25 protein-coding genes and 1 pseudogene are annotated in these 26,031 nt (G+C 67.0%); 14 read left to right on the top strand and 12 right to left on the bottom strand.

The genetic code is table 11. From position 1 onward, the window contains the following. Positions 1-42: 42 nt before the first annotated feature. Positions 43-693 carry an envelope integrity protein Cei gene (gene cei, locus A5699_RS04435; protein WP_067765956.1) on the top strand — a complete coding sequence of 217 codons (651 nt, stop codon included), beginning with the start codon at positions 43-45 and terminating at the stop codon, positions 691-693. Here cei and A5699_RS04430 read toward each other — a convergent pair. Then, a complete protein-coding gene (locus A5699_RS04430) occupies positions 667-1,524 on the bottom strand; it encodes an inositol monophosphatase family protein (RefSeq protein WP_067765953.1) in 858 nt (285 codons plus the stop codon). The genes cei and A5699_RS04430 overlap by 27 nt on opposite strands. Positions 1,525-1,685: 161 nt before the next feature. Here A5699_RS04430 and ppgK point away from each other — a divergent pair, with 161 nt between their 5' ends. Both ppgK and A5699_RS04420 read left to right on the top strand, forming a co-directional pair. After that, positions 1,686-2,510 (top strand): polyphosphate--glucose phosphotransferase, encoded by an 825-nt coding sequence (gene ppgK, locus A5699_RS04425; protein WP_067765950.1) that lies wholly within the window; start codon positions 1,686-1,688, stop codon positions 2,508-2,510. Between the two features lie 205 nt (positions 2,511-2,715). After that, positions 2,716-4,155, top strand: a complete 1,440-nt coding sequence (locus tag A5699_RS04420) for an RNA polymerase sigma factor (RefSeq protein ID WP_067765973.1) — start codon at positions 2,716-2,718, stop codon at positions 4,153-4,155. A gap of 54 nt (positions 4,156-4,209) precedes the next feature. Here A5699_RS04420 and A5699_RS04415 read toward each other — a convergent pair whose 3' ends face one another. Further along, on the bottom strand, positions 4,210-4,584 hold the full coding sequence (locus tag A5699_RS04415) for a DUF952 domain-containing protein (RefSeq protein ID WP_067765970.1): 375 nt from the start codon (positions 4,582-4,584) through the stop codon (positions 4,210-4,212). A gap of 159 nt (positions 4,585-4,743) precedes the next feature. On the opposite strand from A5699_RS04415, the gene A5699_RS04410 reads away from it, so the two are divergent. Beyond that, complete coding sequence (locus tag A5699_RS04410; RefSeq protein WP_055113266.1) at positions 4,744-4,935, top strand: hypothetical protein; 192 nt, start codon at positions 4,744-4,746, stop codon at positions 4,933-4,935. Between the two features lie 73 nt (positions 4,936-5,008). Beyond that, complete coding sequence (locus A5699_RS04405; RefSeq protein ID WP_067765947.1) at positions 5,009-5,989, top strand: YihY/virulence factor BrkB family protein; 981 nt, start codon at positions 5,009-5,011, stop codon at positions 5,987-5,989. On the opposite strand, the gene A5699_RS04400 is transcribed toward A5699_RS04405, so the two are convergent. Then, positions 5,979-6,215, bottom strand: a complete 237-nt coding sequence (locus A5699_RS04400) for a DUF3039 domain-containing protein (RefSeq protein ID WP_067765945.1) — start codon at positions 6,213-6,215, stop codon at positions 5,979-5,981. The two genes, A5699_RS04405 and A5699_RS04400, sit on opposite strands and share 11 nt — an antisense overlap. 77 nt (positions 6,216-6,292) lie before the next feature. Between A5699_RS04400 and A5699_RS04395 the strand changes: the two genes are divergently transcribed. The 3 genes from A5699_RS04395 (at position 6,293) to A5699_RS04385 (ending at position 8,686) form a co-directional block, all read left to right on the top strand. Then, positions 6,293-6,721 carry a DUF3099 domain-containing protein gene (locus tag A5699_RS04395; protein ID WP_067765942.1) on the top strand — a complete coding sequence of 143 codons (429 nt, stop codon included), beginning with the start codon at positions 6,293-6,295 and terminating at the stop codon, positions 6,719-6,721. A 117-nt stretch (positions 6,722-6,838) separates the two neighbouring features. Continuing rightward, positions 6,839-7,828: a sigma-70 family RNA polymerase sigma factor gene (locus A5699_RS04390; RefSeq protein ID WP_255378754.1), complete on the top strand. Its 990-nt coding sequence runs from the start codon at positions 6,839-6,841 to the stop codon at positions 7,826-7,828. A 168-nt stretch (positions 7,829-7,996) separates the two neighbouring features. Then, entirely contained in the window at positions 7,997-8,686 is a 690-nt protein-coding gene (locus tag A5699_RS04385; protein ID WP_067765939.1) for a metal-dependent transcriptional regulator, read from the top strand. Between the two features lie 10 nt (positions 8,687-8,696). On the opposite strand, the gene A5699_RS04380 is transcribed toward A5699_RS04385, so the two are convergent. Both A5699_RS04380 and A5699_RS04375 read right to left on the bottom strand, forming a co-directional pair. Beyond that, positions 8,697-9,779, bottom strand: a complete 1,083-nt coding sequence (locus A5699_RS04380) for a DUF4192 domain-containing protein (RefSeq protein WP_067765936.1) — start codon at positions 9,777-9,779, stop codon at positions 8,697-8,699. A gap of 107 nt (positions 9,780-9,886) precedes the next feature. Then, complete coding sequence (locus A5699_RS04375) at positions 9,887-10,693, bottom strand: serine protease (protein ID WP_369806658.1); 807 nt, start codon at positions 10,691-10,693, stop codon at positions 9,887-9,889. Positions 10,694-10,879: 186 nt separating this feature from the next. Between A5699_RS04375 and A5699_RS04370 the strand changes: the two genes are divergently transcribed. The 3 genes from A5699_RS04370 to A5699_RS04360 all read left to right on the top strand — a co-directional run bounded on the left by A5699_RS04370 (position 10,880) and on the right by A5699_RS04360 (position 13,737). After that, positions 10,880-11,905, top strand: a complete 1,026-nt coding sequence (locus A5699_RS04370; protein WP_067765930.1) for a proteasome assembly chaperone family protein — start codon at positions 10,880-10,882, stop codon at positions 11,903-11,905. A 36-nt stretch (positions 11,906-11,941) separates the two neighbouring features. After that, positions 11,942-12,964 carry an alpha/beta fold hydrolase gene (locus tag A5699_RS04365; RefSeq protein WP_067765927.1) on the top strand — a complete coding sequence of 341 codons (1,023 nt, stop codon included), beginning with the start codon at positions 11,942-11,944 and terminating at the stop codon, positions 12,962-12,964. A gap of 86 nt (positions 12,965-13,050) precedes the next feature. Continuing rightward, positions 13,051-13,737 (top strand): PhzF family phenazine biosynthesis protein, encoded by a 687-nt coding sequence (locus tag A5699_RS04360; RefSeq protein WP_067765924.1) that lies wholly within the window; start codon positions 13,051-13,053, stop codon positions 13,735-13,737. 11 nt (positions 13,738-13,748) lie between these two features. Here the strand turns inward: A5699_RS04360 and nrdR are convergent, their stop codons facing one another. Then, a complete protein-coding gene (gene nrdR / locus A5699_RS04355) occupies positions 13,749-14,204 on the bottom strand; it encodes a transcriptional regulator NrdR (protein WP_019348288.1) in 456 nt (151 codons plus the stop codon). 164 nt (positions 14,205-14,368) lie between these two features. Next, complete coding sequence (locus A5699_RS04350) at positions 14,369-14,875, bottom strand: LysM peptidoglycan-binding domain-containing protein (protein WP_082957571.1); 507 nt, start codon at positions 14,873-14,875, stop codon at positions 14,369-14,371. Positions 14,876-15,071: 196 nt separating this feature from the next. Here A5699_RS04350 and lexA point away from each other — a divergent pair, with 196 nt between their 5' ends. After that, positions 15,072-15,797 (top strand): transcriptional repressor LexA, encoded by a 726-nt coding sequence (gene lexA, locus A5699_RS04345; protein ID WP_067765921.1) that lies wholly within the window; start codon positions 15,072-15,074, stop codon positions 15,795-15,797. Positions 15,798-15,799: 2 nt separating this feature from the next. Here the strand turns inward: lexA and A5699_RS04340 are convergent, their stop codons facing one another. Both A5699_RS04340 and A5699_RS04335 read right to left on the bottom strand, forming a co-directional pair. Next, on the bottom strand, positions 15,800-18,112 hold the full coding sequence (locus A5699_RS04340; RefSeq protein ID WP_067765918.1) for an LGFP repeat-containing protein: 2,313 nt from the start codon (positions 18,110-18,112) through the stop codon (positions 15,800-15,802). Positions 18,113-18,291: 179 nt separating this feature from the next. Next, positions 18,292-19,452 (bottom strand): acyl-CoA dehydrogenase family protein, encoded by a 1,161-nt coding sequence (locus tag A5699_RS04335; protein ID WP_067765915.1) that lies wholly within the window; start codon positions 19,450-19,452, stop codon positions 18,292-18,294. A 102-nt stretch (positions 19,453-19,554) separates the two neighbouring features. Here A5699_RS04335 and A5699_RS04330 point away from each other — a divergent pair, with 102 nt between their 5' ends. Next, the gene (locus A5699_RS04330) at positions 19,555-21,843 is read left to right on the top strand and encodes a molybdopterin guanine dinucleotide-containing S/N-oxide reductase (protein ID WP_067765912.1); all 2,289 of its coding nucleotides are present in this window, start codon (positions 19,555-19,557) and stop codon (positions 21,841-21,843) included. Between the two features lie 108 nt (positions 21,844-21,951). Beyond that, positions 21,952-23,490, top strand: coding sequence for a PE-PPE domain-containing protein (locus tag A5699_RS04325; RefSeq protein ID WP_067765908.1), 1,539 nt, complete (start codon positions 21,952-21,954; stop codon positions 23,488-23,490). 13 nt (positions 23,491-23,503) lie between these two features. On the opposite strand, the gene hflX is transcribed toward A5699_RS04325, so the two are convergent. The 3 genes and pseudogenes from hflX to A5699_RS04310 all read right to left on the bottom strand — a co-directional run. Further along, positions 23,504-24,922 (bottom strand): GTPase HflX, encoded by a 1,419-nt coding sequence (gene hflX, locus A5699_RS04320; protein ID WP_067765962.1) that lies wholly within the window; start codon positions 24,920-24,922, stop codon positions 23,504-23,506. Between the two features lie 45 nt (positions 24,923-24,967). Beyond that, the gene (dapF, locus tag A5699_RS04315) at positions 24,968-25,843 is read right to left on the bottom strand and encodes a diaminopimelate epimerase (protein ID WP_067765959.1); all 876 of its coding nucleotides are present in this window, start codon (positions 25,841-25,843) and stop codon (positions 24,968-24,970) included. A 7-nt stretch (positions 25,844-25,850) separates the two neighbouring features. Further along, a pseudogene (locus A5699_RS04310) lies at positions 25,851-26,031 on the bottom strand (tRNA (adenosine(37)-N6)-dimethylallyltransferase MiaA); the annotation flags it as partial.

Below are 26,031 nucleotides of genomic sequence, written 5' to 3'. Positions count from 1 at the left end.
CTCTGCTGCATCTGCGGCCGCGGTTGCCCTTAGAGTGCAGGTGTGGTCGCGCAAATCACCGATGGCACCGCCTTCGACCGGCATGGTCGCCCGTTCCGTCGGCGCAGTTTCGTTCCCGGCATCGTGCTGTTCGTCGCACTTGCGCTGGTGACGCTGATCGTCTGGATCATCGCGCTCAACCAACCCACCGATGTCCACGAGGCCGCGGTCTGCAACGACCCACCGCCTGCGGCCGACCCGGCAACTCCGAAACTGGGCGAACAGGTGGCCCGCTCGGCGATGACGGAGGTCACCCCCGCGCCGCTGGCCGAAACCAAGATCAGGGTGCTCAATGCCAGCGGGCAGGGCGGTCAGGCCAGCGAGGTGGCCGGGGCGCTGCGCGATTTGGGCTTCGCCCAACCGGAGGCGGCCAACGATCCGATCTACTCGGCCACCCGGCTGGAATGCCAGGGCCAGATCCGGTTCGGTCCATCCGGCCGCGGCGCCGCCGCGGCGCTGTGGCTGGTGGCCCCTTGCACCGAGTTGTTCCAGGACGAAAGGCCGGACGCCACAGTCGATCTCGCCTTGGGCACCGAGTTCAGCGAACTGGCCAGCAGTGACAACATCAACGCGGTGCTGGCCAGCCTGCGCCCGGACGCCACCGCGCCGTCCGACCCCGAACTGCTGTCAAAGATCCATACCGGCGCCTGCTAGCGCGTCGTGTAGGGCGTCGGCGATACCCGGCGCCGACGCGGCCACCCGCTCGATATCGGAGGAGTTCGGCACCCACACCGTGGCTCCGGCCTCGGCGGCGATCAGCGCCGCCGCGGCCCAGTCCCAGACCTGAACGCCCTCTTCGTAGTAGGCGTCCAACCGGCCCGCGGCCACCATGCACAGATCGAGCGCGCACGAACCGATGCGGCGGATGTCGCGCACCGCGGGCAGGATGTGGGCCAACACGCCGGCCTGCCGGGCGCGTCGGACCGTGTCGTAGGCGAATCCCGTGCCCAACAACGCCATGGACAGGTCCTCGGCGCCGCTGCACCTCAGCGGGATTCGAGCCCCGGACCGAACCACCTCGGCCCCATGGCCGAGCGCTGCCGAATACACCTCACCGGCGGCCACATCGGCCACGGCGCCGGCCACCGACCGTCCGTCGTATTGCACGGCCACCGACACGGCATAGGCGGGGATTCCGTAGACGAAGTTCACCGTGCCGTCGATCGGGTCGATCACCCAACTCAGCCCGTGACGCCCGTCGTGGCGGCCGCCTTCCTCCTCCCCCAGGATCGCCTCCCCTGGGCGTAACACCGCCAGCCGCTCGCGCAACCACCGTTCGGTCTCGGTATCGACGATCGTGACGGGGTCCGTCGGCGTGCTCTTAGATCTGACAGTCCGGACGTCGTCACGTCCCCGCGCCTCGTCGGAGTGCGCCGCGGCACCGAACACCTCGGCACGGCGGCGCAGGACGAACTCGGCGGCTTCGGTGGCCAATTGCTCGGCGACCACCCGCAGGGCCGGAGCATCGAATCTGTTGTCGGTCACCGCTCTATCGCAACATCTTCCGGCCGAAAAGTCGCCTCGGCGTGGATGACGGCACGGGGCGCCGAGCGTTCGATCGCAAGGTGCAACCGCCGCGCCGTTCAGCGATTAGGGTGGGGGCGCTGCCTTGGTTTGTCCCTCCGCCTGTCCGCAAAGGAGCACCCATGACCGCACCCGACACGTCCGCACCAGGTTCAGGGCCCACCGGCGAGTCGGGCCGCCGCGGATTCGGTGTCGACGTCGGCGGCAGCGGAATCAAGGGCGGGATGGTCGACCTCGACACCGGCCAGTTGATCGGCGAGCGGTTCAAGCTCGACACGCCGCAGCCGGCGACCCCTGACGCGGTGGCGAAAACGGTGGCTGCGGTGGTTGCCGAGTTCGGCTGGACCGGACGGGTGGGTGTCACCTACCCGGGCGTCGTCACCGACGGCATCGTGCGCACCGCCGCCAATGTCGACAAGGGCTGGATCGGCGTCAACGCCGCCGAGGTGATCAGCGCAGCACTCGGCGGTCAACCGGTGCGCGTGCTCAACGACGCCGATGCGGCCGGGCTCGCCGAGGAGCACTACGGGGCAGGCAAGGACAACTCCGGTGTCGTGGTCCTGCTGACGTTCGGCACCGGTATCGGCTCGGCGGTGATCCACAACGGTGTGTTGTTGCCCAACACCGAGTTTGGCCATCTGGAGGTAGGCGGCAAGGAGGCCGAACACCGGGCCGCATCCTCGGTCAAGGAACGCAAGGACTGGAGTTACGCGCGCTGGACCGAAGAGGTGAACAAGGTTCTGGTGGCCATCGAGAATGCGATCTGGCCGGACCTGTTCATCGCCGGTGGCGGCATCAGCCGCAAGGCCGACAAATGGCTGCCGCTGTTGAAGATCCGTACCCCGATCGTGCCCGCGGCGTTGCTCAACACTGCGGGCATCGTGGGTGCCGCCATGGCCAGTCAGGAACCCGTAGTAATTCTCGGGCCACAAGCTACCGTGGGGTAACTTTGCCGCTTCGCCGCGATGAGCTGTCGAAATTTGCCGCTCGGCGCGGTGTACACCCACACTGTCGTTACAATGGTCTTCGGCGGCCGCCTACCGAATAGCGGTGAATATCCCAGACGATAAGAACGCCGACATTCGACAGCAGACGCTTTCGGTGGAGTATGCCCATGCCCACTGAAAAATACGCGAGACCGAAAGGGTGTACGTGGCAGCGACAAAGGCAAGCCCGGCGACCGACGAGCCGGTGAAGCGCACCGCTACCAAGACTCCCGCCAAGAAGGCCCCAGCCAAGCGGGCAGCCAAGAGCACCGCAGCCAAGGCCGAGGGCGGCACCGCCACCAAGCCACGCGCGGCAGCCAAGAAGGCTCCGGCCAAGCGGGCCGCCAAGGCCGCGGCCAAGCCGGAAGACGTCAACGACGATCTCGAGACCACCGACGATCTGGAGGCCGAGCCCGGCGAGGATCTCGACGTCGACGACACCGACCTCGAGCTCGACGACGATCTCGACACCGACGACGACGTCGAGGATTCCGACAACGACGAGGACGAAGACGACGCCGAGGACGGCAAGGATGCCAAGGCGGCCACACCGGCCGCCAAGCCCGCCGAGGGAGATGACGAGCATCCCGAGCCATCGGAGAAGGACAAGGCCTCCGGCGACTTCGTCTGGGACGAAGAAGAATCCGAGGCCCTGCGGCAGGCCCGCAAGGACGCCGAGCTCACGGCATCGGCCGACTCGGTCCGCGCCTATCTGAAGCAGATCGGCAAGGTGGCGCTGCTCAACGCCGAAGAAGAGGTCGAGCTCGCCAAGCGCATCGAGGCCGGCCTGTTCGCCACACAGAAGCTCGCCGAGCTGGTGGAAAAGGGCGAGAAGCTGCCCGTGCAGCAGCGCCGCGACATGCAGTGGATCTGCCGCGACGGCGACCGCGCCAAGAACCACCTGCTGGAAGCCAACCTGCGCCTCGTGGTCTCACTGGCCAAGCGCTACACCGGCCGCGGCATGGCGTTCCTGGATCTCATCCAGGAGGGCAACCTCGGTCTGATCCGCGCGGTCGAGAAGTTCGACTACACCAAGGGTTACAAGTTCTCCACCTACGCCACGTGGTGGATCCGCCAGGCCATCACCCGTGCCATGGCCGACCAGGCCCGCACCATCCGTATCCCGGTGCACATGGTCGAGGTGATCAACAAGCTCGGCCGCATCCAGCGTGAGCTGCTGCAGGACCTGGGCCGCGAGCCCACGCCCGAAGAGCTGGCCAAAGAAATGGACATCACGCCGGAGAAGGTGCTGGAGATCCAGCAGTACGCGCGTGAACCCATCTCGCTGGACCAAACCATCGGCGACGAGGGTGACAGCCAGCTCGGTGACTTCATCGAGGACTCCGAGGCCGTGGTGGCCGTCGACGCGGTGTCCTTCACCCTGCTGCAGGATCAGCTGCAGTCCGTGCTGGAGACGCTGTCGGAGCGCGAGGCCGGCGTGGTGCGGCTGCGGTTCGGCCTGACCGACGGCCAGCCGCGCACCCTCGACGAGATCGGTCAGGTCTACGGCGTCACGCGTGAGCGCATCCGCCAGATCGAGTCGAAGACCATGAGCAAGCTGCGCCACCCCAGCCGCTCCCAGGTGCTGCGCGACTACCTGGACTGAGTCCCCGACAGCCAGAGAAGATCGGCCGCCCCGACGGGGCAGCCGCCTTGGGAGCTACGGCGACGGCGGGTCGCCGGTCAGCGGCGCGAATCGCCCGTCGGCATCGGGCGCATAGCGCGTGGTGGTCATCACAGCGGCCACCGGCAGCGGGCCGTACAGGTGCGGGAACACCATGGCCTCGGGGTCCGTTGGCACTCCGGGCTCCCAGCGCACCGGATCCGCCAACTTGGCCTGGTCGATGTGCAGCAGCACCAGGTCGCGGCGCCCGAAGTAGAGCCGGTTGGCGGGCAGATGCACCTGTTCGGGGGCCGACAGGTGAATGAAGCCCTGCGTGGTCAAGGAGTCCGGCCGGTACTCACTGTCACCCTGGGCCCGCCGCCAATCATCGGCGCCGCACAAGTGAACCAGGACACGCGGCAATCGATGCATATCCTCAGCCTGCCCGGTCAGCAACGCGCCGGCCAAGTGAGACACGACACACCGGTGTACCCCTGGGGAACAACACCGGAAGCCAAAACGTCTGACAGAGTAGACATACGCAGTCTCGGCGCCTTTGCCGGGACGCGCAGAGCAGAAGACGGAGGAGCCATGAACGCAACTCTGACAAGTCCGGAGCTAACCAGAGCCGATCGCTGCGATCGTTGCGGCGCTGCCGCACGGGTGCGCGCGAAGCTGCCCTCAGGAGCCGAGTTGCTCTTCTGCCAGCACCACGCGAACGAACACGAAGCCAAGCTGGTCGAGTTGGCCGCGGTGCTGGAGACCAGCGCCGCAGACGCCTGACGGCCATCAGCTGCCATCTCCGACACCACCCGCCTGGGCAGGAGCACGTTTCGTCAGTAATGCTTGACTGGTCATGACTGGCCAGCCGCTACCAGTACCACCATCACGCCACCACATCTGGCATCTCACTCGACGTACGTTGTCGAAGAGCTGGGACGATTCCATCTTTTCGGAGTCGGCACAGGCGGCGTTCTGGTGCGCGTTGTCCCTGCCTCCCCTCCTGCTGGGGATGCTGGGCAGTCTGGCGTACATCGCGCCGCTGTTCGGGCCGGATACGTTGCCGACGATCCAGGATCAGCTGATCAACGCGGCGAACAGCTTCTTCTCCCCCAACGTCGTCAACGAGATCATCGAGCCGACGATCCGCGACATCGTCAAGGGTGCCCGCGGCGAGGTGGTGTCGATCGGCTTCGTGATCTCGCTGTGGGCCGGGTCGTCGGCGGTGTCGGCATTCGTGGATTCCATCGTGGAGGCCCACGGTCAGACGCCGCTGCGCCATCCGGTGCGGCAGCGGTTCTACGCGCTCGGCCTGTACGTGATCATGCTGCTGTTCGCGATCGCGGCGGCACCGGTGGTGGCGCTGGGGCCCCGGGCGATCTCCGAGCACATCCCCGACACCCTCGACAACGTGCTCCGCTACGGCTACTTCCCGGCGTTGTTCCTCGCGATCTTCGTCGGCGTGACGGTCCTGTACCGCGTGTCATTGCCCGACCCGCTTCCGACGCACCGCCTGGTCCTGGGCGCGGTGCTGGCCACCGTGGTCTTCCTTGTGGCCACATTCGGCCTGCGGATCTACCTGACCTGGATCACGAGTACCGGCTACACGTACGGGGCGCTGGCCACGCCGATCGCATTCCTGTTGTTCGCATTCTTCCTGGGGTTCGCCATCATGCTGGGCGCCGAACTCAACGCCGCGATACAGGAAGAATGGCCCGCCGCGGATACGCATGCCAGGCGCTTGCGGGAGTGGCTGGAGGTCAGGGCGCTCAACGGCGGCGCTCAGGCACCGGTCGGAACACCGGGGCCCGAGCGCACTGACCCGCCTACTTCTTGAGGGATTCGTAGATCTTCTTGCAATCCGGGCACACCGGCGAGCCGGGCTTGGCCGCCTTCGTCACCGGAAAGACCTCGCCGCACAGCGCGACCACGTGTGTACCCATGACGGCACTTTCGGCGATCTTGTCCTTCTTGACGTAATGGAAGAACTTCGGGCTGTCGTCGTCGGTCCCGTCGTCGACGCGTTCGTCGGTGTCCGGGCGCTCGATGGTTTGGGTCTGCATGTCCTTATTCTGCCTGGCTGGGACGCGCACCGAAATCCACCTGTCGCCACTCGGGCGAGGTGTGGAACAGTAGAGGTATGAAACAAAGCCACGAGCTGAGTTTCGACGACGATTTCGGCGACGATTTCGGCGAGGAAGCCCGCCCGATCCTCATCACCCAGGCCGCACCTGCCTACGAAGTGCAGCACCGTCAGCGCGTGCGCAAGTACCTGACATTGATGGCCTTCCGCATCCCGGCACTCATCCTGGCCGCGGTCGCCTACAACATCTGGCAGAACGGACTGATCTCTCTGGGGATCATCCTTGTCTCGATTCCGTTGCCGTGGATGGCAGTACTGATCGCCAACGATCGACCGCCGCGCCGCGCCGAAGAGCCACGCCGCTACGCCGGCCACGGGAACCGGATTCCGCTGTTTCCCACTGCCCAGCGGCCGGCCCTCCAGAGCGACGGATATGTGGCGCCGCAACCGGACCGGGATCGATCCGACGACGATGATCCCAGCTGAGCGGCTTCTTTAGCTATTCTCAGGACATTCTCAGGTCGGTCCGGAAAAACTGCAGCTCAACGGGCATGAAACCGGCCATCGGCGGGAACTCTCAAGGGGCCTACGACGTTGTAGGTCATGACAGTTCGAGCCGATCAGGAGGCCGTCATGGCAAATGCCACCACAAGCCGCGTCGACAGTGATCTGGACGCCCAGAGCCCTGCCGCCGACCTCGTGCGCGTGTATCTGAACGGCATCGGTAAAACGGCGTTGCTCAATGCCGCCGATGAAGTTGAGCTGGCCAAGCGGATCGAAGCGGGCTTGTACGCCCAGCACGTGCTGGCCACGAAAAAGCGCCTCGGTGAGAACCGCAAGCGTGACTTGGCCACTGTGGTCCGCGATGGTGAGGCTGCCCGTCGACACCTGCTGGAGGCCAACCTGCGTCTGGTGGTCTCTCTGGCCAAGCGCTACACCGGCCGCGGCATGCCGCTGCTGGACCTGATCCAGGAGGGGAACCTGGGTCTGATCCGTGCGATGGAGAAGTTCGACTACACCAAGGGCTTCAAGTTCTCCACGTACGCCACCTGGTGGATCCGGCAGGCGATCACCCGCGGGATGGCCGATCAGAGCCGCACCATCCGGCTCCCCGTCCACCTCGTCGAGCAGGTCAACAAACTGGCCCGGATCAAGCGCGAGATGCACCAGAACCTCGGTCGCGAGGCCACCGACGAGGAACTGGCCGAGGAGTCCGGCATCCCGGTCGAGAAGATCAACGACCTGCTGGAGCACAGCCGCGACCCGGTGAGCCTGGACATGCCGGTGGGTACCGACGAGGAAGCCCCGCTCGGCGACTTCATCGAGGACTCCGAGGCGATGTCGGCCGAGAACGCCGTCATCTCCGAGCTTCTGCACACCGACATCCGCCACGTGCTGGCCACCCTTGATGAGCGTGAACAGCAGGTCATCCGGTTGCGGTTCGGTCTCGACGACGGCCAGCCCCGCACACTCGACCAGATCGGCAAGCTGTTCGGCCTGTCGCGTGAACGCGTCCGTCAGATCGAGCGCGAGGTGATGGCCAAGCTGCGCAACGGCGAGCGCGCGGATCGGCTCCGCTCCTACGCCAGCTAGTCCCCCCATGGCATGCCCCGCCGGTTTCCGGCGGGGCATGTCGTTTTTGCGGGCGTGTCCTGGTGTTTCCCCGACCGGGATGGATGGCCCGACGCCCCGGTGATGCACCGCAGATCGACCGCCGAGAACGGTAGACTGTCGGTTGACGTTTGGGCTGGGAAGGCGCGCATGAACGATCTGGTCGACACCACAGAGATGTACCTGCGGACTATCTACGACCTCGAGGAAGAGGGCGTGGTGCCGCTGCGTGCGCGTATTGCCGAGCGCCTCGATCAAAGCGGACCGACGGTCAGTCAGACGGTGTCGCGGATGGAACGCGATGGCCTGCTGCACGTCGCGGGCGACCGCCACTTGGAGCTGACCGAGAAGGGCCGTGCCCTCGCTGTGGCCGTGATGCGTAAGCACCGGCTCGCCGAACGACTGTTGGTCGACGTGATCGGATTGCCGTGGGAGGACGTGCACGCTGAGGCCTGCCGCTGGGAACACGTGATGAGTGAGGATGTCGAGCGCCGGCTGGTCCAGGTGCTCGACAACCCGACCACCTCACCGTTCGGCAACCCCATCCCCGGCCTCGCCGACCTGGGTGTCGGCACGATCGGTATCGACGATGTCAGCCTCGTGCGGCTCACCGAGCTTCCGGTCGGTTTGCCGGTGGCCGTGGTGGTGCGCCAGCTCACCGAACACGTGCAGGGCGACACCGAGCTCATCGGCCGGCTCAAGGATGCCGGTGTGGTGCCCAATGCCCGGGTCACCGTGGAGGCCACCGACCACGGCGGTGTGATGATCGTGATTCCCGGGCACCAGCAGGTGGAACTGCCCCATCACATGGCGCACGCGGTCCGCGTCGAAAAGGTCTGACACCTCAACCTCAACCGGCCCGCCGGCCCCACGTTCGGCGTGGTGGCAACTGCACGCCGAGTTGCTCGGCCATCCGATACCCGGTGATCGCCAACTCCCGGATGCGTTCGGGTCGCATTCCCGATTGCAGTGCGGTGTCGAGCATTCCGGCCATCCGATGGGTCGGTCTGGCCTGTAGGGCAGCATCCAGCGATACCCCGGCCAGTGGGCCGTCGCCGCGCGCGTACGCCGAAAATGCCAGGAGAACAAGCGCTTCCACACGCCACGGTTCCGGCAGATTGCGGGCCAGCATGCCCCACAGGGCTTCGGCCTGCTCCGCGCACTCTCCGACCGCCAACGCGTAGAGCGTGTCGCGGACCCTGGGATCGGCCAGCCCGAGTGCCAATCGCGCCACCTCGGCATGAGCGGGCACCTGCCCGCCGGCCACCTGCAGGGCCGCGGCCATCACGGCCTCGACGTCGCCGCGCACATCGGCATCGGGACGGGCCTCCGGACACCCGGGCCGTTGCGTCGCGAACGCCAACGAACGCCGCATCGACGCCGCAGCGACCGGATCGGGCTCGATCACCTGCAGCAGTTCGTCGCGGCTGGCGTAGAGCCGCCGACCGTCCAGCACCGCGGCGGCCGCCAGCGGGGAGGCATCCGGATCATCGACATATCCCGCCTCGCCACAGCCGTCGGCGCAGCGCCAGCGGCCACCCGCGGCCACTCGGTCCACGACATGCGCGGCATAGAGTTCGATGCCGACCGCTGCGAGGTCCCGGTCCAACATCAGTGCCTGATCGCGGTAGCGGTCATCACAGGTCTGACAGTCCGCACTGTGCTCACATCCCGCGTCCACGATGACCGCGATCACCGCGTCCGCGCCTGCCGCGTCCGCCAGTTCGACCAGATGCTCGATGCTTTCGGCCATGTCGGTCATGTCAGTGCTCAGGTCGGCGCGCATGACGCAACCCAATTCACCGCGGCTGACGGTGACGACGACGAGGCTCTGCTGTGGCACGAAGCCGAGAACTGCCGGTAAAGCGGCGATCAGCGCACCCGGCCGGTTGAGGTGGTAGTCGAATTGCGGGGCGGACGATGGTGTTGTCATGGACCGACCGTGTCAACCGGCACCGTCACCACCGCGACTCCGCGGGCGCCTCGGCCGGTGGCTGGGGATGAATCCTGCGCTGGGGATAAGCCGCGCGCGCTTCCGGTCTAGCAGTCCGAATCGAAGGCGGCCGGCGCGGAATCGCCGTCGCCGCCGGCCTCGGCCCGGGCCAGCAGAGCTGCGATCCGCCCGTCGAATCGCGGTGAATAAGAAACGTCGTCGTCGCAGCCGCCGCCGTCGAGCCCGCCGACCAATCCCGTCACCGTCGACCCGGAAACCCACGGTGCACCGCTGAATCCGTCGGTGAGGCCGGCGCAGGCCAAAGCCGGAAACCCCTGCGGCGACCACTCAGTCGCGCCGCGACAGGCCAGTGGACTGCCGCCTTCACCCATGGGGTAACCGGTCACCGTGACCGCGGTGCCCGCCGCCGGCGCCGAACCCAGCGTCAGTCCGCCGCCGGCGTCGGCCAGCAGGCTGGAGCCGGAACCGCCGGTCACCCGCACGATGGCGTAGTCGGCCTGGGGGTCCTGTCCGTCGGTCCAACGTGGATCCAGATAGACGGTGCTGACGTGCCACGTGTCCCCGCCGCCCTCGCCGTAACCGGGCACGAACGTCGTGTCGGCGCCGTCGAGGAGGCAGTGTGCCGCGGTAAGGATGAGATCGCCGGTGGTGCTGTCCAGCACCGAGGCGCTGCAGGTGTGCATCGTGGTGTCGCCGAGGAACAGCGCGCCCACCCGTCGATCCGGCGTCACCGTCTCGGCCCCGGCGTGTGACAACGGGTCCGCCGCCGCCGGTGGATGACTCGGCGCAGCCATGGGGCCGGTGGACCCGGCCCCCACCGTTCTGCTGCCCGACACGGCGCACGCCGAGACCCCGGCGGCCAGCACAGCCGCGCCGACTGTGAGCTTTGCCATCCAGGTCACGCGCATCACCGCAATCTTGCCTGATTGTGGGCAGGCCCGTCGGAATGCCGCACACCGCCCGGCGCGTTCGAACGCACAGGCGGGGCGGATCAAACCCGCAAGGTGGGTATGCGAGACACTGGATGGCACGGTGGTAGCCCGCCACAGCGTGTTACCGCAACGAGGAGACGAAGCGAGATGACCGACAGCAGCGACACCCCCGAACAGCACTACCAGCCCGATCAGAGCGGCATGTACGAGCTTGAGTTCCCGGCGCCGCAGCTGTCGTCTTCCGACGGCCGCGGGCCGGTACTCATCCACGCCCTGGAGGGATTCTCCGACGCCGGGCACGCGATCCGGCTCGCCGCCGAACACCTCAAGGAAACCCTCGACACCGAACTCGTGGCGTCTTTTGCCATCGACGAGTTGCTCGACTACCGGTCGCGCCGGCCGCTGATGACCTTCAAGACCGACCATTTCACCAACTACGACGAACCCGAGCTCAATCTGTACGCGCTCCACGACGGGGTGGGCACGCCGTTTCTGTTGCTGGCCGGCCTGGAGCCGGACCTGCGCTGGGAGCGCTTCATCACCGCCGTCCGGCTGCTCGCCGAGCAACTGGGAGTGCGGCAGGTGATCGGTCTGGGCACGATTCCGATGGCGGTGCCGCACACGCGTCCGGTCATGCTGACCGCACATGCCAACAACAAGGAGCTGATCACCGACCACACCCCGTGGGTCGGTGAAATCCAGGTCCCGGCAAGCGTTTCCAATCTGCTCGAGTATCGGATGGCTCAGCACGGCCACGAGGTGGTGGGCTACACCGTGCACGTGCCGCACTACCTGGCGCAGACCGCCTATCCGCCGGCTGCCGAGGCGCTGCTCGCCGAAGTCGCGCGCACCGGTTCGCTACAACTGCCGCTGGAGAAACTGTCCGAGGCCGGCGCCGAGGTGTACAGCAAGATCAACGAGCAGGTGGAGGCCAGCGACGAAGTCGCTCAAGTGGTGACGGGGTTGGAGCGCCAGTACGATGCCTTCGTTGCCGCACAGGAGAATCGGTCTCTGCTGGCGCGTGACGAGGAACTGCCCAGCGGCGACGAGCTCGGAGCGGAGTTCGAACGCTTCCTTGCCCAGCAGGCCGGGGACAAGGACAAAGAGGACAAATACAAGGACGGACGAGACGGCTTCGGCGAGGGATTCCCGAACGGCGACACCCACTCCTAGGAGTCCGATCGCGGCCCGAGAGCAAGGTTGACCAGTATGACCGAGCGCAAACCGAATCTGCGTCCCGTTCGCGAGCTCACCCCGACTCTCGAATACCGCACGATCCACGGGTACCGGCGAGCGTTCCGGGTGGCCGGCTCCGGGCCGGCGATCCTGTTGATCCACGGCATCGGTGACAACTCCACCACGTGGCATTCGGTGCAGTCGACGTTGGCGCAGCGATTCACCGTGATCGCACCAGACCTGCTCGGCCACGGCGCCTCGGACAAACCCCGTGCGGACTATTCGGTGGCCGCCTATGCCAACGGCATGCGTGATCTGCTCAGCGTGCTCGACATCGACCGGGTGACCGTCGTCGGCCACTCACTGGGCGGTGGTGTCGCCATGCAGTTCGCCTATCAGTTCCCGCAGTTGGTGGACCGGCTCATCCTGGTGGGTTCCGGCGGGGTGACCAAGGACGTGAATGTGGCCTTGCGGGTTGCCTCGCTGCCGATGGGCAGTGAAGCCCTGGCCCTGCTGCGCCTGCCGCTGGTGCTGCCGGCCCTGCAATTGGTGGGCCGCGCCGCGGGATCGGTGCTGGGCTCCACCGGTCTGGGCCGCGACATCCCCGACATGCTGCGCATCCTGGCCGACCTGCCGGAGCCGACGGCCTCCTCGGCCTTCGCGCGGACGCTTCGCGCCGTGGTGGATTGGCGGGGCCAGGTGGTCACGATGCTCGACCGCTGTTACCTGACCGAATCGGTTCCGGTCCAGTTGATCTGGGGTGAGTGCGATTCGGTCATCCCGGTCAGCCATGCCGAGATGGCGCACGCCGCAATGCCCGGTTCTCAGTTGGAGGTCTTCAGTGGCTCCGGACATTTTCCGTTCCACGACGACCCCGACCGCTTCGTCGAAGTGGTCGAACGCTTCATCGATTCCACCGAACCCTCGGTCTACGACCAGGATCGGCTACGCCACCTGCTGCGCAGCGGGCTGAGTGAATCGGCGATCAGCGGGCCGTTCGACACTCAGGTCGCGGTACTCGACGCGATGGGCGCCGACGAGCGCAGTGCGACGTGAGACGGTTGCTTGGCGCCCTGACGGCCCGCCGGTGACGCCGCCCTGGTTCCTCCGGAGGATCGGCACGGCCACGTAGCATCGGGTCCATGGCCATCGACGTCACCGTGTTGCGCGTGTTCACCGACTCCGAAGGCAAGTACGGCAATCCGCTCGGCGTGATCGACAACAGCACGGTTGCGCCCACCGACCGTCAGCGTATCGCCGCCGAATTGGGTTACAGCGAAACCATATTCGTCGAACTGCCCCAACCTGGCGTGAACACCGCCCAAGCCCACATCTTCACGCCGGTCGCCGAGATGCCGTTCGCCGGTCACCCGACCGTGGGCGCCTCCTGGTGGCTGCGCGAACTCGGGCGGCCCGTCAACACCCTGCAGGTGCCCGCCGGAATCGTTCAGGTCGCGTACGACGGGGAGCTGGCCGCGGTCAGTGCGCGTTCGGAGTGGGCACCGGAATTCGCCATCCACGACCTGACCTCCACCGACGAGTTGTTCGCCGCCGAGCCCGGCGATTACGCCGATGACGTCGAGAACTATCTGTGGACCTGGCTGGATCGGGACGGAGGAGTACTGCGGTCACGGATGTTCGCCGCGCACCTCGGTATTGCCGAAGACGAGGCCACCGGTTCGGCGGCGGTCCGCATGACCGACTACCTCAGCCGTGACCTGACGATCGTCCAGGGAAAGGGTTCGGTGATCGAGACGCGGTGGCACCCGGAGGGCTGGGTGCGCGTGGCCGGCCGGGTCGTCAACGACGGCACCACGCGGCTGGGCTGATGCCGGCCGCGTTACGCCTCGGCGCGGTGGGCCCGCAGGGCCTCGATCTCACGTTCGAAGTCTTCGGCTGAGGAAAACGACCGGTACACCGACGCGAACCGCAAATAGGCGACCTCGTCGAGTTCACGCAACGGCCCCAGGATCGCCAAGCCGACTTCATGGCTGGGAATCTCAGGTGTGCCGAGACCGCGGACAGCATCTTCGACCTTCTGCGCCAACACGTTGAGTGCGTCGTCGTCGACCTGACGGCCCTGGCAGGACCGGCGTACACCGCGGATGACCTTCTCACGGCTGAACGGCTCGGTCACGCCACTGCGCTTGACCACCGCCAGCACCGCCGTCTCGACGGTGGTGAATCGACGGCCGCACTCCGGGCAGGACCGCCGCCGCCGGATCGCCTGGCCCTCGTCCGTCTCGCGGGAATCGACCACGCGCGAGTCAGGATGACGACAGAACGGACAATGCATTACCGCTCCTTCGTCATGCCGCCGGACAATTAGTTCGAGCGCCCTTGAGCGTACCCGCGCCGCCCTCGGCAGGTTCACCGCCGGGTCCAGTGGTGTGTAGGAGATCACGCCGGGGCAGGCCAGTGTGGCTGCCTGCCAGGATGTTTCAGCGGACATCGCACTGCTCAACCAACCGGGGCGAGCAGGGTCTGCCCGGCGTCGAGCGCCGACGATTCGAGTTGGTTCAGATCGCGGATCTGCTCGACCACGCGCGAGACCGGAGCGTCCGGGGCGACGCGCCGGGCCACCTGCTGCAGCGTCTCGCCGGTTTTGACCTGGACCACCGCGAGTTCGGCCGGCTCCGGCGCCTCGGTGCCCATCACACCGCCGAATTGCGCCACCAGCCCCAGCCAGACCGTGATACCGGCGGCAACCAGCGCCAACAACACGGTGGTGACCGGCGTGATCGGACGGCTGCGGTGCGAGGCCCGCGACATGAGAACGCCGGTTCCCCGGTAACGGACCGCGCCGCCGGCCGGCCGGGTCGGTGCCTGCCGCTGGACCCGGCGCAGCGGCCGAGGCTCCGCGGCACCGAACTGGGCGCGACCCCGAGACGGTTGCGCCTGGGACGCGCCCCGGGCCACACGGACAGCGCGGGAACGGCTTTCGGCGGGGATATCGATGATCGCCATCTGACTGCCTTTCGGTGGGACGTTCGCTCTTGTGTTCGAATATAGTCGCTCACATGTTCGATGGATAGAACGTGTGATCGAACTGTTGCGAAACGATAGGACGGACCACCGACAAGTTTCGGCGGCGAGGCTCCGTAGACGACACGCGTCGAACACATGTTTGATTAATGTTCAAACAAGGACTACATTCGCCCTCATGAGCGACGACCTGAGCAGGGACGGCAGCACCGACACCCCGGCGGGATCCGAGGGGGCGAGTCCACGCCGCGCCGCTGACAGCGGCCTCACCGAACGGCAACGGACCATCCTCGACGTCATCCGCGCATCGGTGACCAGTCGGGGCTATCCGCCCAGCATCCGCGAGATCGGAGATGCGGTAGGGCTCACCTCGACATCCTCGGTCGCCCATCAATTGCGCACCCTGGAACGCAAGGGCTACCTGCGCCGCGACCCGAACCGTCCGCGTGCGGTCGACGTCCGCGCCGCCGACGATCCGGCGGCCACCCCGCTCGTCTCCACGGATGTGGCCGGCACGGATGCGCTACCCGAACCGACCTTTGTCCCGGTGCTCGGGCGCATCGCCGCGGGCGGCCCCATCCTGGCCGAGCAGGCGGTCGAAGACGTCTTCCCGCTCCCCCGCGAACTCGTCGGCGAGGGCTCGCTGTTCCTGCTGAAGGTCGTCGGCGACTCGATGGTGGACGCGGCCATCTGCGACGGCGACTGGGTGGTCGTGCGCCAGCAGAGTGTGGCCGACAACGGTGACATCGTAGCCGCGATGATCGACGGTGAAGCCACCGTCAAGACGTTCAAGCGGACTCGTGGTCAGGTGTGGCTCATGCCGCACAATCCGGCGTACGACCCGATCCCGGGTAACGACGCGGCCGTGCTCGGCAAGGTCGTCACCGTGATCCGCAAGATCTGAGCTCAGTCCGCTCGCACGAATCCGTTCGTGCGAGCGAACTCCTCACTGGCGAACCAGATCTCGGCCACCGCGTCGTCGTACTCACTGCTGTCGGGTGACCAGTACTGGCCAGACTTGGTATCCGCCTTGATCGGGTAGCCCTCGGGTGCCCGGTTGGGGTCGTCCAACGGTAGGTGGATCGCCGTGACGGCCGGTACCTCGTCGAGTTCGATGGCGGCATGACGCCCACTGTGGGCCTCGCCACTGTAGGCCTCGGCATGGGTGATCACCCGGGTCGGCGCGGTATCCACATTGTCTTGATCGCCGGACAGCCCGAGATCCGCGGGAACCGCGAGACCTACCGGTGCACGCAGACCGTCGATCGGGCCGGCGAATGCACCGGTGTCCACCAGATCCTCGTCGTCGAGTTCGGCCTCGACATCGTCCTCGGCGTCACCTTCGGCGACCTCCTCGAACTCGGCGTCGATGGGCGCGTTCTCGTCGTCGAGGTCCTCGCCGTGGAAGTCCTCGTCATCGAAATCGTCGTCGTCGAAATCCCCGTCCTCGAAGTCGTCGTCGAAATCGTCGACGTCGCGGTAGTCGTCAAAGCCCGGCTCCGGGCCGGCCAGTTGCGAGGAATCCTCCGGCGGTTCCTCCTCGTCATCCGGGGGGCCGTATCCCGACGACGACTCCGGTGCAGCCCATTGGCTCACCGGCATCTGGCTGACCGGCATCGCGATATCGGTCGGACCATCGTAGGGAGACGCCGCGGTACTAGCCGATTCATCGACCGGCCCGGTGAATCTCGCCGTCGCAGCCTCACCCCCATAGGCGTCGCTGCGATCGTCGCGGTAGTCATCGTCGTCGTATCCACGCGAGTCATAGCGCCGGGCGCCGTAACGGTCCTCGTCGTACGGCCCCTCGCCGTGGCCGTCGTACTCGTCCTCGAACGGATCGTGGTCGAATTCGTCGTCGCCACCGGCCCGTCGCCGATGCCACAGCGCCGCCCCGACAATCAGCGCGGCCAGCAGCAGAACCGGAACCACGGCGATCAGCCACCACCAGCTCCAATGCCAGCTGAACGGCTTGTCCGAATCCGCGGCCGCCGCCGGCGGAGCCCCGGCCGGCTGTTCGAGGCCGGGCACCTGCAGCCCGCTCAATTCGGCGGCAAGATTCGAGGGTTCGGTGGTGAACTTGTTGGTGGCGCGATCCCAGGAGATGGCTCCGCCGCTGAATCGCTGGGTGACGACGGTGCCGTCCTCGGTTTGGTCGGCCATCGGGGCACCGAGCTCGCCCGTGGCTCCGCCGAGCTTGTCCCACGCCGCCTTCATCGCGCCCCGGACGATCACCGCACCGTAGTCGGGGGTCCAGAAGATCACCGGGTTGTCGGCTGCGGCGAAGGTACTGATCCGGCTGTTCGGCCCCAGGCCGCCTTCGGCCTCGCTTGCGGTCGGGAAGCCCAGATCGCCCTCCGGGCCGCCGACGCTCTCGTACTTCTCCAGAAGCTGACCGGTGATGGCGTTGGCCCCGGTGGCGGGGCTGTAGAAGATCTTGCCCCCGGCGAAGTTCTGCCCGACGCCACCGTCGCCGATCGGGTATTGGTCACCGTCCTTGGCGCCCAGCGGTCCCATCGCACCACCGGCGGCCCGGCGCGCCATCGCGATCGCCGAGGCCGGATCCGCGGGCACGTCCAGACCACCGAGTTGATCCGCCAGCTCGGGCGGCACCGTGGTGAAGGCCTTGGTCTTGCGGTTCCAGGAGATCTCCCCGCCGGTGAACTTCTGCGCGTTGACATCGCCGTCGAAAGACTCGTCCTCGGCAGGAACGCCGAGGACCCCGGCCGAGCCGCCGAGCTTGTCCCACGCGGCGTTGATGGCACCGCGCACCACGTGGGCGCCGGTGGCCGGAGTCCAGAAGATCACCGGGTTGTCAGGTGCGCTGAATGTCGAGTTGCGGCTGTCCGCAGCCCGCCCGGGGCCCTCGTCGATGGTGGGGAATCCCAGGTCGCTGTCGGCCGCGCCGCCCAGCGATTCGTATTTCTCCAGGATCGCGCCCTGCATGAAGTGGGCGCCGGTCGCCGGGGTGAAGAACATCTTGCCCCCGGAGAAGTTCTGCGCGAAGCCCGAACCCGCCGCAACCACGTCGCCCTGCCGTGGCCCGAGCGGGCCGCCGTCGCCACCGGTGGCCTCCCAGGCGGCGGTGATCGCGGCGTCGGCATCCGACTCCGGGGTGGCCGACGCCACCGCGGGCACCATCAAACCAGCGACTATGAATGCGAGCAGGCTGACCGCCAGCCGCCATACGGCCGCGTTCAGCCTCGCTCCCGGCCTAGTCATGCGCCCTCCCCGCTCGTTCGGCAAAGTTTCCTTGGAAATGTCCCGCCCGACAACTCTGCTTCAGCACGTGACGATAACCAAGGGACGTGGCCGAGCTCAGGCAAAAAAGCCGCAATATCTGGGTCAAATACCCCGAAATCGAGCGTTTTGGGGCCTTGCGCGGGGCTGACCGTCGATTTTCACACCCCCAGGCTGCGTCCGATGATCTCCTTCATGATCTCGGTGGTGCCGCCATAAATCGTCTGCACCCGCGCATCGAGGTAAGCCCGGGCCACCGGGTATTCACGCATGTAGCCGTAACCACCGTGCAGCTGGAGGCAGCGGTCGATGAGGTCGACCTGCTTCTCGGTGGAGTACCACTTGGCCATCGCGGCCTGCTCCACGGTGAGCTTCTCATCGAGATGCAGCCGGATGAATTCGTCGACCATCATCCGGACCACGGTGGCCTCGGTGGCCAACTCGGCGAGCAGGAACCGGCTGTTCTGGAAGCTGCCGATGGGCTTGCCGAACGCCTTGCGCTCCTTGGTGTACTGCACCGTCTGCTCCAGCACCGACTCCATCGCCGCGGCAGCCATGATCGCGATCGAGATGCGTTCCTGCGGCAGGTTCTGCATCAGGTAGACGAAACCCTGCCCCTCCTCACCGAGCAGATTCTCCACGGGCACCTTGACGTCGACGAACGACAACTCGGCCGTGTCCTGGGCGTCCAGGCCGATCTTGTCCAGGTGGCGGCCCCGTTCGAAGCCCTCCATACCGCGCTCGACGACGAGCAACGAGAAACCCAGCGCGCCTTTGTCGGGGTCGGTTTGGGCCACGACGATCACCAGGTCGGAGTGGATGCCGTTGGTGATGAACGTCTTCGAGCCGTTGAGCACGTAGTGGTCGCCGTCGCGGACCGCGCGGGTCTTGATGCCTTGCAGGTCGCTGCCGGTACCGGGCTCGGTCATTGCGATCGCCGTGATCAATTCACCCGTGCAGAACTTGGGCAGCCAGCGCTGCTTCTGCTCCTCGTTGGCCAGCCGGAGCAGGTAGGGCGCGACGACGTCGTTGTGCAGACTGAAGCCGATGCCGCTGTAGCGCCCGGCCACGGTCTCCTCGCAGACGATCGTGTTGTACCGGAAGTCGGCGTTGCCGCCACCGCCGTACTCCTCGGGCACCGCCATGCCGAGAAAGCCCTGCTTGCCGGCCTCCAGCCAGACCCCACGATCGACGATCTTGTCCTTTTCCCACTGGTCGTGGAACGGCGCGACGTGGCGTTCCAGGAATGCCCGGTACGACTCGCGGAACAGCTCGTGCTCGGGCTCGAACAACGTACGGTCGTACTTCACAACACTGCCCATGGGGTGATACCTCCGGTACCGGTTACGTGGTCGGGGTCAACCTATACCAACCGGATGGTTGGGCTGTCCGGGGAGGGGCGAGACCGCCCGTAAACTCTGGCCATGCCCCAGTCCCCCACGAGCCTTGCGCACTGGGGCGCCTTCACCGCGGACGTCGCCGACGGCGACATCGTCGGGGTCACGCCGATGCCCGGCGACGCGGATCCCTCGCCCCTTCTGGGAAATCTGTCGGGCTCGATCCGACACCGCTCGCGCATAGCCGGGCCGGCGGTGCGACGCGGGTGGCTGCGCGACGGTCCGGGGCCCAGCACCGAACGGGGCGCCGACGAATACGTCGCACTGACCTGGGACGAGCTGACCGAGTTGCTGGCCGGCGAACTGCGCCGCGTCGTGGACACCTACGGCAACGAGGCGATCTACGGCGGTTCGTACGGCTGGGCCAGTGCCGGCCGGTTCCACCACGCCCAGAGCCAGGTGCATCGCTTTCTGAAGATGCTCGGCGGCTATACGTCCTCACGCCATTCCTACAGCTTGGGCGCCACCGGGGTGATCATGCCGCGGGTGGTCGGCACCCATGACGACCTGTTCAAACGCTCCACGGCCTGGGAGGTCATCGCCGAACACACGGATCTGCTGGTGTGTTTCGGCGGCCTGGCCCCGAAGAACACCGGCATCAACCACGGTGGCACCACGGCGCATCCGGCTCGCGATGCGCTGCACCGGTTTCGTGCCCGCGGCGGACAGATCGTGTCGTTGAGCCCGCTGCGCGACGATGTCGACGGCGATTGCCAATGGCTGGCGCCGATTCCGGGCACCGATGTGGCGGTGATGCTCGCGCTGGCCTACGTGTTGGTCACCGAGGGCTTGGCCGACCTCGATTTCCTGGACACGTACTGCACCGGCTATCCGCGGTTCGAGCGCTATGTGCTGGGCCGCGACGACGGCATCGCCAAGACCCCGCAATGGGCATCGGCGCTCAGCGGTCTGCCGGCCGAACAGCTGAGGTCGCTGGCCCGGCAGATGGCCGCCTCGCGCACCCTGGTCACGGTCAGCTGGTCGCTGCAACGGGTGCGCCACGGCGAGCAGGCGCCCTGGATGGGCCTGACCCTGGCCGCGATGCTCGGCCAGATCGGCCTGCCCGGAGGCGGTTTCGGGCACGGCTACGGATCGATGAACGAGCCGGGGCTCGCGCCGCTGCGGTGCCGCCTGCCGGTCCTGCCGCAGGGGCCCAACCCGGTCCAGACGTTCATCCCGGTCGCAGCGGTCAGCGATATGTTGCTGCACCCGGGTGAGCCGTTCGACTACAACGGCCTGCAGCTGCGGTATCCGGACATCAAGTGCGTGTACTGGGCCGGCGGCAACCCGTTCCACCATCACCAGAACATCCCGAGGCTGCGCCGCGCCCTGTCGCGGGTGGACACCATCGTGGTGCACGACCCGTACTGGACGGCGATGGCCAAACACGCCGACATCGTGGTGCCCTCGACCACTGCCTACGAGCGCGAGGACTATTCGGGTTCGCGCAACGACCCACTGCTGGTGGCCATGCGGGCGCTGGCCCAACCGTATGCCGATTCCCGCGACGACTACACCACGTTCTCGGCCCTGGCCGAGCGACTCGGCTTCGGAGAGCGGTTCACCGAGGGCCGCACCGCCCGCGAGTGGCTGGTGCACATGTATGAGAAATGGGCCGCCAGTCTGGATTTCGACGTCCCTGCCTTCGAGGAGTTCTGGACCACCGGACAGGTGCGGCTGCCCACCGAACCCGGATTGACCTTGCTCGCCGATTTCCGCGCCGACCCGATCGGGCACCGGCTCGGTACGCCGAGCGGGCGCATCGAGATCTTCTCGGCCGACATCGACGGTTTCGGTTATCCCGACTGCGTCGGCCACCCCCGGTGGTACGGACCGACGGAATGGTTGGGCGGCTCGCGGGCCGCTCACTATCCCCTGCATCTGCTGGCCAATCAACCCGCCAGCCGCTTACACGGCCAACTCGACGGCGGTGCCACCAGCCAGTCGTCGAAAGTGCAAGGCCGCGAACCGATCCGCATCCACCCCGACGACGCATCGGCGCGCGGGCTCTCCGATGGCGACGTGGTGCGGGTGTTCAACGATCGCGGGGCGTGCCTGGCCGGAGTGGTGATCGACGACCGGCTGCGCCCGGCTGTCGTGCAACTGTCCACCGGGGCGTGGTTCGACCCGGCCGATCCGGCCGACCCCGACGCGATGTGTGTGCACGGCAACCCCAACGTGCTCACCGAGGACATCGGCACGTCTGCGCTGGCGCGCGGCTGCACGGGCGCGCATGTCCTGGTGCAGATCGAGAAGTTCGACGAATCCCTGCCCCCGATCCGGGCTCATGACCCGCCGGTCATCATCGTGCGATAACTCGCTGCACGGCAACCACTTTCGCTGTTTCACGGTGAATTTTTGGGTGCCGGTGCAAAGATCCCTTCAGCGCTGACGGTGTCGTCAGCAGAAGGAGACCCGGGCTCGATGCGATTCTCACCCCGTTCAGCTGCCAGGACCCTGCTGGTCGGCGCCGTGGCCCTGTCCGGAACCGTAGCCATCGGCCTGACGCCGGTGGGAACAGCCGCACTGGGCTTGGTCGTCGCGACGACACCGCTGGTCGTGCCGGGGACCGGAACCCCGAACCCGCAGGACTCCACCAATTACCTGGCCAACGCGGTGGACTACTACGTCCAACCGAGCGGGAGCTGTGGCGTCGAGGGCTGTGCCGCTGCGGTACCGATCCCTTACATCGCCCAGTTCTGGCCGTTTCCGTTCGAAGGCTGGGGAGGGCTTGAGGGCGCCAAGTGGAACGTCTCGGTCGCCAGTGGGGTCACCCGGCTGACCAGCGAACTCGTCGGCGACAACAACCCGAGTGCAGCCCATCCGGTGACCGTCTTCGGCTACTCGCAAGGCGCCACGGTGGCCGGCATCGTCAAAGCCAACCTGGCCGACCTGACCGACGAGCAGAAGCAGAATCTGAGCTTCGTGTTGATCGGTAACCCCAACCGGCCCGATGGCGGCCTCTTCGAGCGGTTGGCGATCCTGGGCACCGTCCCCATCCTCGATGCGACGTTCGGCCAACCGACGCCGACCGACACGGGTATCGAGACCCACGACATCGCTCTTCAATACGACGGCGTCGCCGACGCGCCGTCGTGGGTGCTCAATCCACTGGCCTTGGCGAACGCGCTGGCCGGTTTCGAGTACGTGCACGGCACCTACCTGGATCCCCGCGGCGACGACCCGGAAACGGCAACCCCCTACGGCTATACCCCCGAACAGGTACAGGCCGCGATCGCGAACGCAAAGGCGAACTGCACCGCCGCGACCCATTGCCAGAAAGTCGACGGCAGCGACACGTACTACATCACGCTGCCGGCCAAGACACTGCCGATCATGCAACCGTTGCTGGACCTCGGTGCGGCCACCGGCACGTCAGCCGTGGTGATTCCGCTCGTCGACCTGGTCTCACCGCTGGCGCAGACGCTGATCGAAACGGGTTACACCCGAACCGATTACAGCAAGCCGACGCCGTTTCAACTGCTGCCCAAGGTCAATCCTGTCAAGCTGGTCGGTGACCTCGTCAACGACATCCCCGAAGGGGTCAAGGCGGCGCTGAACCCGGGCCTGGACCCGCTGCCCGGATGGACCGACCCGACCCAGTCCGGCGATTCGGCCGACACGGCCCGAGTGCAGCAGCGCCAGGACGTGATGATCGCCTCGGTGCAGGACGACTCGCTCACGCCGGCACCGGAACGCCAGCGCCCGCGGCTGACCTCGACCATCGAGCCGAAAGACGGTTCGGCCGAGCCGCAACGCCCGTCGCTACCGAAGACGTCGGGCCTCAAGGCCCATCCGGTCCGCGACTTCGCCAGGTCGATCGGCACGAACGTCCGCAAGGCGTTGGGGCAGGACACCGGAACGGGCACCGCGAAGGACACGTCGAAGGACACTTCAAAGGTCTCCGCGAAGGACACCAGCACGAAACACCAGAAGAAAAAGGAGTCCAAGTCTGCCGCGTGATCGGCAGGAGACCCTACGCGCTGGAGAACGTGGTGAACTCGCGCAGGCTGGCCGCCAGCGCCAGGGGTACTCGCGCCTTGATCCGGGTGCCGTCGGCGGTGTGCTCGGTGGCGTCCACCCGGCCGTCGGCGTGTATCCGCGCGACCAGATCGCCCCGGTCGTAGGGGATCGTCACATCGACCGTGGCGTCGGTGGGGGCGATCATCTCGCTCATCTTGGCGCGCAACCGGTCCAGGCCCTCACCGGTCTGGGCGGAGACGAACACCGCATCCGGCAGCGCACGCCGCAGTGCGGCCAACCCGACATCGGTGGCCGCGTCGATCTTGTTGACCACCAACAACTCTGGTGGCGGCGCGATGCCGTACTCGGCGACCACCTCGTTGACCACCTGACGGACCGCATTGATCTGGGCCAGCGGTTGGCTGTCGGAGCCGTCCACCACGTGGACCAGCAGGTCGGCGTCGACCACCTCTTCGAGGGTGGAGCGGAACGCCTCGACCAGCTGGGTGGGCAGGTGCCGCACGAAACCGACCGTGTCGGTCAGGACGAACGGCCGCCCGTCGTCGAATTCCCCACGGCGAGTGGTGGGTTCGAGGGTGGCGAACAGTGCGTTCTCCACCAGGACCCCGGCCCCGGTCAGCGCGTTGAGCAGGCTCGACTTGCCGGCATTGGTATAGCCGACGATGGCGATCGACGCGGCATCCGAGGACAGCCGCCGGCTGCGCTGGGTGTCGCGGATCTTCTTCATGTCACGGATCTCGCGGCGCAGCTTGGCCATCCGCTCACGAATACGGCGACGGTCGGTTTCGATCTTGGTCTCGCCGGGGCCGCGGGTGCCCACACCGCCGCCGGCCCCACCGGCACGGCCACCGGCCTGACGTGACATCGATTCACCCCAGCCGCGCAGCCGGGGCAGCATGTACTCCATCTGGGCCAGCGACACCTGCGCCTTGCCCTCCCGGCTGGTTGCGTGCTGGGCGAAGATGTCCAGGATCAGCGCGGTGCGGTCGATGACCTTGACCTTGACCACTTTCTCCAGCGAGTTGAGCTGTGCGGGCGAGAGTTCACCGTCACAGATGACGGTGTCGGCGCCGGTGGCCAGCACGATCTCCCGCAGTTCGGCCGCCTTGCCCGAGCCGATGTAGGTGGACGGGTCCGGCTTGTCGCGGCGTTGGATGAGCCCTTCGAGCACTTCCGAGCCTGCGGTCTCGGCCAGTGCCGCGAGCTCGGCCAAGCTGGCATCGGCATCGGCCGCGCTGCCTTCGGTCCAGACCCCGACCAGAACCACCCGTTCCAGTCTCAGCTGCCGGTATTCGACCTCGGTGACGTCGGTGAGTTCGGTGGACAGGCCGGCCACGCGGCGCAGTGAGGCGCGGTCTTCCAGCGCCAGCTCACCGGTGCTGGGGGTGACGGGATGTTCTGGATGAGTCATATGTACATACAGGTTGTCACGTGGATTGCGCCGCGCGCATCCCATTTAGCTGTGAGCAGCGTTCCACCACGGCTCGGCCAGCTCCCCTCGGGCCACCAGCACCGACGGACCCCGCAGGTAGCTGGTGGACTCGGTGATCGTGACGGTGACCTCCCCGCCGGGGATCCGCACCCGCAGCGTCCCGGTATCGGCGCCGTCATGGGCCAGCGCCGCCAGCGTGGCCGCGACGGTGCCCGTGCCGCAAGAGCGGGTTTCACCGACCCCACGCTCGTGCACCCGCATCGACACCGCCCCGTCGACCGGAGCGGTCAGGATCTCCACGTTGACCCCGTCGGGAAACAGCTGCGTGTCGAAGGACACCGGCGCCGCGACATCGAGGGCAGCCAGCTCGGATTCACCGAGCCCGACGCAGGCGAGATGAGGATTGCCCACGTCCACGGCGACACCGCTGAAGCTGCGGCCGCCGACCACCGCCGTCCCGGTGCCGAACCGGTTGGCCTTGCCCATTTCGACGGTGACGTCCGCCGTCGTGGCGTCGGCGCTGTGCAGCACCACCGGACGTGGCCCGGCCAGCGAGCCGACCACGAACTCGTCAGCCGATTCCAGCCCCGCGGCGCGCAGGTAGTGCGCGAACACGCGGACGCCGTTGCCGCACATCTGCGCGAGGGACCCGTCGGCGTTGCGGTAGTCCATGTACCAGTCCCCGGCCGCGACACCGTCGGGCAACCGGTCGAACACCCCGGCGGCCTGTGCGGCGCCGGCGGTGGTCACCCGCAGCACGCCGTCGGCGCCGAGCCCGCGACGGCGGTCGCACAACGCGGCCACTGCGGAGGGCGTCAGCGACAGCGCGGCGTCGAGGTCGGGCAACACCACGAAGTCGTTCTGCGTGCCATGCCCTTTGACGAAGGCAACCCCGGAGATCACCTGATCAGGATACGTGCCGCCACACCCGCAGCACGTCGTCCACCAGGTCGGGCGCCGCGCCGTCCAGCCACACCACCCGATGGTCGCGGCGGAACCAGGACCGCTGCCTGCGGACATAGCGCCGGGTGCCGATGAATGTGGGTTCGCGCGCTGCGGCGCCATCTCCCCCGGCGTCCAGGTCGGCG

Origin of the sequence: Mycobacterium sp. E802, from assembly GCF_001666875.1 — a bacterium.
Taxonomy (GTDB): Bacteria; Actinomycetota; Actinomycetes; order Mycobacteriales; family Mycobacteriaceae; genus Mycobacterium.
This window is presented reverse-complemented; position numbering and strand designations above follow the sequence as displayed.

Excerpts from the sequence above, each read along its gene's own strand:
- ppgK (WP_067765950.1), top strand. The coding sequence starts at position 1,686 with ATGACCGCACCCGACACGTCCGCACCAGGTTCAGGGCCCACCGGCGAG.
- A5699_RS04415 (WP_067765970.1), bottom strand. The coding sequence starts at position 4,584 with ATGCATCGATTGCCGCGTGTCCTGGTTCACTTGTGCGGCGCCGATGAT.
- A5699_RS04410 (WP_055113266.1), top strand. The coding sequence starts at position 4,744 with ATGAACGCAACTCTGACAAGTCCGGAGCTAACCAGAGCCGATCGCTGC.
- A5699_RS04405 (WP_067765947.1), top strand. The coding sequence starts at position 5,009 with ATGACTGGCCAGCCGCTACCAGTACCACCATCACGCCACCACATCTGG.
- A5699_RS04400 (WP_067765945.1), bottom strand. The coding sequence starts at position 6,215 with ATGCAGACCCAAACCATCGAGCGCCCGGACACCGACGAACGCGTCGAC.
- A5699_RS04395 (WP_067765942.1), top strand. The coding sequence starts at position 6,293 with ATGAAACAAAGCCACGAGCTGAGTTTCGACGACGATTTCGGCGACGAT.
- A5699_RS04390 (WP_255378754.1), top strand. The coding sequence starts at position 6,839 with ATGACAGTTCGAGCCGATCAGGAGGCCGTCATGGCAAATGCCACCACA.
- A5699_RS04385 (WP_067765939.1), top strand. The coding sequence starts at position 7,997 with ATGAACGATCTGGTCGACACCACAGAGATGTACCTGCGGACTATCTAC.
- A5699_RS04380 (WP_067765936.1), bottom strand. The coding sequence starts at position 9,779 with ATGACAACACCATCGTCCGCCCCGCAATTCGACTACCACCTCAACCGG.
- A5699_RS04375 (WP_369806658.1), bottom strand. The coding sequence starts at position 10,693 with ATGGCAAAGCTCACAGTCGGCGCGGCTGTGCTGGCCGCCGGGGTCTCG.
- A5699_RS04370 (WP_067765930.1), top strand. The coding sequence starts at position 10,880 with ATGACCGACAGCAGCGACACCCCCGAACAGCACTACCAGCCCGATCAG.
- A5699_RS04365 (WP_067765927.1), top strand. The coding sequence starts at position 11,942 with ATGACCGAGCGCAAACCGAATCTGCGTCCCGTTCGCGAGCTCACCCCG.
- A5699_RS04360 (WP_067765924.1), top strand. The coding sequence starts at position 13,051 with ATGGCCATCGACGTCACCGTGTTGCGCGTGTTCACCGACTCCGAAGGC.
- nrdR (WP_019348288.1), bottom strand. The coding sequence starts at position 14,204 with ATGCATTGTCCGTTCTGTCGTCATCCTGACTCGCGCGTGGTCGATTCC.
- A5699_RS04350 (WP_082957571.1), bottom strand. The coding sequence starts at position 14,875 with ATGGCGATCATCGATATCCCCGCCGAAAGCCGTTCCCGCGCTGTCCGT.
- lexA (WP_067765921.1), top strand. The coding sequence starts at position 15,072 with ATGAGCGACGACCTGAGCAGGGACGGCAGCACCGACACCCCGGCGGGA.
- A5699_RS04340 (WP_067765918.1), bottom strand. The coding sequence starts at position 18,112 with ATGACTAGGCCGGGAGCGAGGCTGAACGCGGCCGTATGGCGGCTGGCG.
- A5699_RS04335 (WP_067765915.1), bottom strand. The coding sequence starts at position 19,452 with ATGGGCAGTGTTGTGAAGTACGACCGTACGTTGTTCGAGCCCGAGCAC.
- A5699_RS04330 (WP_067765912.1), top strand. The coding sequence starts at position 19,555 with ATGCCCCAGTCCCCCACGAGCCTTGCGCACTGGGGCGCCTTCACCGCG.
- A5699_RS04325 (WP_067765908.1), top strand. The coding sequence starts at position 21,952 with ATGCGATTCTCACCCCGTTCAGCTGCCAGGACCCTGCTGGTCGGCGCC.
- hflX (WP_067765962.1), bottom strand. The coding sequence starts at position 24,922 with ATGACTCATCCAGAACATCCCGTCACCCCCAGCACCGGTGAGCTGGCG.